We start from the raw sequence: 4,773 nt of genomic DNA, 5'->3' as shown, positions 1-4,773 counted from the left end.
CCCGGACCGCCCGCGCCGGGGCGCCGGCCGTCGCCCGGTCCGCCGCCGAACCCGCCGCTTTGGCGGCCCGGTTGGCGGCTGCTCCACTGGCCCCAGGAGGGCTGCTTCCGCTGGGAGTCGTCGCCTTCCCGACTCTTGTCCCGGCCCCGGTCCTCGTCGCCGTTGCCGCCGCCATTGGCGGCGTCCTGGCCACCGCGCGGGCGCCACGGCCGGTCGGGGCGGCCCTCCGGCGGCGCCGCAAAGGGATTCTCCTCGTGACCGGTGCCGCCAGGTCCGGTGCCGCCGTGACCGGAACTGCCAGGTCCGGTGCTGCCAGAGCCGGAGTTGCCGTGACCGGTGCCGCCGTGACCGGAGTTGCTGGGGTCGGAGTTGCCGGGGTCGGTGCTGCCAGGGCCCGAACTGCCGGGGCCGGGGCCGTTCGTGGGCGAGTTTTCCGGGGCCGATGGCGATCGCCTCTCCCGCAGCAGCGGCAGCTGCACCGGTAGCTGCATCGGCAGTACGGACGGACCCGGCGCGTAAGGCATGTCGGACACGTGAGACACGTACACGTCAGAGAGGCCCGCCACGGCGGGCAGCCGCAGCCCCGGCAGCCCAGGCCCCGGCAGCGTCGCCGGGCCGTGGGCCGGTACGGCCGTGGGCAGCGTGGAGCGGAGTGCCGCGCGGCGGCGTCGGTCCGGCATGTGGAGTGTGTCTTCCCCTTGTGTCGTCATCCCACCCTCCCCTGAACGGCGGGACGGTTCATGTTCACAGACGCTACCTCCCGCGCGTGGCCCCGTCCCGTGGGGGCCGCTCGGTGTGCCGGTATCGTGGCTGGCGGTCCGCGGCTTCGTAGGGTCTTCCGGATTCCGGGAACACCCTCCCTCGTATGTCCCTACGATCCAGCCGCCCCACAGGTTCCCGGGGAGACCCGCGGGAGTCCGTGCGAACCGATGAGAAAGAGCCACGCCGTGTCCTCGCCGCCCCGCGCCACGCCCGCCCCGGCCCGTCTGGTCGTGCTGGTCTCCGGTTCCGGTACGAACCTCCAGGCCCTCCTCGACGCCATCGCCGCCGCGCCGGAGGGCCCCGACGGCTACGGCGCGCGGATCGTCGCCGTCGGCGCCGACCGCGACTCCATCGCCGGCCTGGAGCGGGCCGAGCGCGCCGGGATCCCCACCTTCGTGTGCCGGGTGAAGGACCACGCGACCCGCGAGGAGTGGGATCTGGCGCTGGCCGAGGCCACCGCCGCGTACGAGCCGGACCTCGTGGTCTCGGCCGGGTTCATGAAGATCGTGGGCAGGGAGTTCCTGGCCCGGTTCGGCGGCCGGTTCGTCAACACGCACCCGGCCCTGCTGCCCAGCTTCCCCGGCGCCCACGGCGTACGCGACGCGCTCGCGTACGGCGTGAAGGTGACCGGGTGCACCGTCCACTTCGTCGACGACGGCGTCGACACCGGCCCGATCATCGCCCAGGGCGTGGTCGAGGTCCGGAACGAGGACGACGAAGCCGCTCTGCACGAGCGGATCAAGGAAGTCGAGCGCCGGCTGCTCGTCGATGTCGTGGGGCGCCTGGCCCGTAACGGCTACCGCATCGAGGGACGAAAGGTAGTTATCCCGTGACCGCCACCGCTGAAGGTTCGAAGCGGCCCATCCGAGTTGAGGCCCGCCCTGTTCGTCGCGCACTGGTCAGCGTCTATGACAAGTCCGGTCTCGAAGAGCTGGCCCGCGGGCTGCACGAGGCGGGCGTCGAGCTCGTGTCGACCGGCTCGACGGCCGGGAGGATCGCGGCGGCCGGGGTCCCGGTCACCAAGGTCGAGGAGCTGACCGGCTTCCCCGAGTGCCTGGACGGGCGGGTCAAGACGCTGCATCCGCGCGTGCACGCGGGCATCCTCGCCGACCTGCGCCTGGAGGCCCACCGGGCGCAGCTGGAGGAGCTGGGCGTCGCGCCGTTCGACCTCGTGGTGGTGAACCTCTACCCGTTCCGCGAGACCGTCGCCTCCGGCGCCTCGCCGGACGAGTGCGTGGAGCAGATCGACATCGGCGGCCCCTCGATGGTGCGCGCCGCCGCCAAGAACCACCCGTCGGTGGCCGTGGTCACCAGCCCGGAGCGGTACGGGGACGTGCTCGCCGCCGTCCGCGAGGGCGGGTTCGACCTGGCCGCCCGCAAGCGGCTGGCAGCGGAGGCGTTCCAGCACACGGCGGCGTACGACGTGGCAGTCGCGTCCTGGTTCACCGGCGCCTACGCGCCGGCCGCGGAGACCGAGGCGAACGGGCTGCCCGAGTTCCTGGCCGGGGCCTGGGAGCGCAAGAGCGTCCTGCGCTACGGCGAGAACCCGCACCAGGCCGCCGCGCTCTACACCGACGGTGAGCCGGGCGGCATCGCCAACGCCGAGCAACTGCACGGCAAGGAGATGTCGTTCAACAACTACATCGACACCGAGGCCGCCCGCCGGGCCGCCTACGACCACGACCGCCCGTGCGTGGCGATCATCAAGCACGCCAACCCGTGCGGGATCGCGGTGGCCGACGACGTGGCCGAGGCGCACCGCAAGGCGCACGCTTGCGACCCGCTGTCGGCGTTCGGCGGGGTCATCGCGGTCAACCGGCCGGTCACGGTCGCCATGGCCGAGCAGGTCGCGGAGATCTTCACCGAGGTCATCGCCGCCCCGGCGTACGAGGACGGGGCGGTCGAGGCGCTGGCCCGCAAGAAGAACATCCGCGTGCTGCGCGTGGCGGGGACGCCGCACCAGCCGGGCGACCTGAAGCCGGTCTCCGGCGGTGTGCTGCTCCAGCACTCGGACATCTTCCAGGCCGAGGGCGACGACCCCACCGGCTGGAACCTCGTCAGCGGTCTGCCGCTGGACGAGGACGGGCTGCGCGACCTGGCCTTCGCCTGGCGCGCCTGCCGGGCCGTCAAGTCCAACGCGATCCTGCTCGCCAAGGACGGGGCGACGGTCGGCGTCGGCATGGGCCAGGTCAACCGCGTCGACTCCGCGCGGCTCGCGGTGCAGCGCGCGGGCGAGGCGCGCGCGCCCGGCTCGTACGCCGCCTCCGACGCGTTCTTCCCCTTCCCCGACGGCCTGGAGGTCCTGCTGGAGGCGGGCGTCAAGGCCGTGGTCCAGCCTGGCGGTTCGGTCCGCGACGACCAGGTGATCGAGGCGGCCCAGCGCGCCGGCGTGACCATGTACCTCACGGGCACGCGCCACTTCTTCCACTAGGGCGCAACCAGGGCGCCACCAGGCGCACGGGCGCACTTCAGCACCGCGAAGGCCGGGCTCCGCACATGCGGACCCCGGCCTTCGGCCTGCGGCAGGCGGTCAGAGGTCGTCGGGCAGAAGCCGGAACGCCGTGTGCCCGGACAGCGGCCTCATGGTCCGGAAGTCCTTGCGGTCCAGGGTCAGGACGGCATTGGTCGCGTACTCCTTGGCGACAACCGTCAACACGGCGTCGGTGAGGTCCAGTTGGAGGTCCCGGTAGCGCTTCTGGACCGAGCGGGCATCGGTGAGTGCGTCGACCCCGCACTCTGCTACGGCGTAGCGCCCCGCCCGGGCCTTGGCGAGGAGCTGATCCACCACGGTGCCGGCCGCCTCCTTGCCCCAGCGCCCGCCCACGATGTGATCGAGCTCGGCGAGAACGGGCAGCGCGATGACGATGAGGCCCGCTGTGTCCATGACGTGCCGCGCTTGGGTGTGCTCGGGACAGCTCCGGTCGATGGAAGCGATGATTCCGGAGGTGTCCGCAACGGCGATCATTCAGGCGGCCCCGCCCCGGGAGCCGAACCGGGTCTCCCGGAGGATGTCGTCCGAGCGCTCGGCGAAGGCGGGGTCGCCGCTGTCGAACACGGGGAGCCCGGCGGGCTCGTCCCACATGCGGTTCGAGGCGATGGCCAGATCGACCCCCTGCCGGATCAGCTCCGCTTCGCTCATGCCCCTCCGGGCCGCGGTTTCCTTGATCTCTCGCAGGACCTCGTCCTCGAGATAGACGGTCGTGCGCTTCAGAGTCATGCACGTATGGTACATCTGCCATACGTGCATGGGCATGCCCTCGATTCGGCCCTCCGACCGCTCGACTCCGGCCACCGCCTTCGGGTGGCGGACGGAGTGTTCCGGACAGGCCGCGGTCCGGGTACGTACGACCTCCCCGCGTGCGTACCCGGTGCGGGTCACTTGACCTTGACGACCACCGACTTGATGATCTTGTCCGCGAAGGTCTGCTTCTTGGCGTCCCAGATCGGCCACAGGTAGCCGATGTAGCAGGCCATGCCGTCCACGATGTGGCAGATGCGGCGGGCGAGGGCGTTGCCGAAGCCGAGCGGGCTGCCGTCGACTTCCCGCAGCACGGCGATGCCCAGCGCCTTCTTGCCCGGCGTCTGCCCGGTCCTGCCCTCCTGGTAGACGAGCCACAGGGTCAGGCCGAGGCCGAGCAGGGCGCCGATGGTTATCAGGACGAACGCGCCGCCGGCGCCCTCGCCCACGGACTGGGCCGCCGCGTCGAGGCACGCCTGGTCCTCGGGGGCGCAGTTCGAGGCGGATTCGATGACGTCCCCGATGATCTGCGCGTAGCCGATGCCCGCGATGATCAGCGGGACGAGGCTGGTGATCAGGGAGTCGAGCAGCAGGGCGGCCGCCCGCGACCACCAGCCCGCGAACGGCGGCATCCCCGGCACCGGGCCGCCGGGCGGCGGGTAGCCGGCTCCTCCGGGGTAGGAGGGGTAGGAGAGATAGCCCTGCTGCGGGGGGACGCCCGGCTGCTGCGGGTACGCCTGACCCGGGGCCGGGGGCTGCGGGTACGCCTGTCC

The 4,773-nt window shown here is 72.3% G+C and carries 5 protein-coding genes and 1 pseudogene; 2 read left to right on the top strand and 4 right to left on the bottom strand.

Annotated features, from left to right (window positions below; translation table 11 throughout):
• Window positions 1-680 (bottom strand): annotated as a pseudogene (locus tag AOK16_RS27060) (hypothetical protein); the annotation flags it as partial.
• A gap of 267 nt (window positions 681-947) precedes the next feature.
• Between AOK16_RS27060 and purN the strand changes: the two are divergent.
• Both purN and purH read left to right on the top strand, forming a co-directional pair.
• A complete protein-coding gene (gene purN / locus AOK16_RS06745) occupies window positions 948-1,595 on the top strand; it encodes a phosphoribosylglycinamide formyltransferase (protein WP_398719223.1) in 648 nt (215 codons plus the stop codon).
• Window positions 1,592-3,193, top strand: coding sequence for a bifunctional phosphoribosylaminoimidazolecarboxamide formyltransferase/IMP cyclohydrolase (gene purH, locus AOK16_RS06740; RefSeq protein WP_055471310.1), 1,602 nt, complete (start codon window positions 1,592-1,594; stop codon window positions 3,191-3,193). Before purN ends, purH begins: the two co-directional genes overlap by 4 nt.
• Before the next feature lie 99 nt (window positions 3,194-3,292).
• On the opposite strand, the gene AOK16_RS06735 is transcribed toward purH, so the two are convergent.
• From AOK16_RS06735 to AOK16_RS06725, 3 genes are all read right to left on the bottom strand, one after another.
• Entirely contained in the window at window positions 3,293-3,727 is a 435-nt protein-coding gene (locus tag AOK16_RS06735) for a PIN domain-containing protein (protein ID WP_055471309.1), read from the bottom strand.
• Window positions 3,728-3,979: a ribbon-helix-helix domain-containing protein gene (locus AOK16_RS06730; protein ID WP_055471312.1), complete on the bottom strand. Its 252-nt coding sequence runs from the start codon at window positions 3,977-3,979 to the stop codon at window positions 3,728-3,730.
• A 158-nt stretch (window positions 3,980-4,137) separates the two neighbouring features.
• A partial coding sequence (locus AOK16_RS06725) for an RDD family protein (protein WP_055471308.1) occupies window positions 4,138-4,773 on the bottom strand: 636 nt, incomplete at its 5' end.

It is taken from the genome of Streptomyces pathocidini, from assembly GCF_001418495.1.
In the GTDB taxonomy this organism is placed as follows: Bacteria; Actinomycetota; Actinomycetes; order Streptomycetales; family Streptomycetaceae; genus Streptomyces; species Streptomyces pathocidini.
This window is presented reverse-complemented; position numbering and strand designations above follow the sequence as displayed.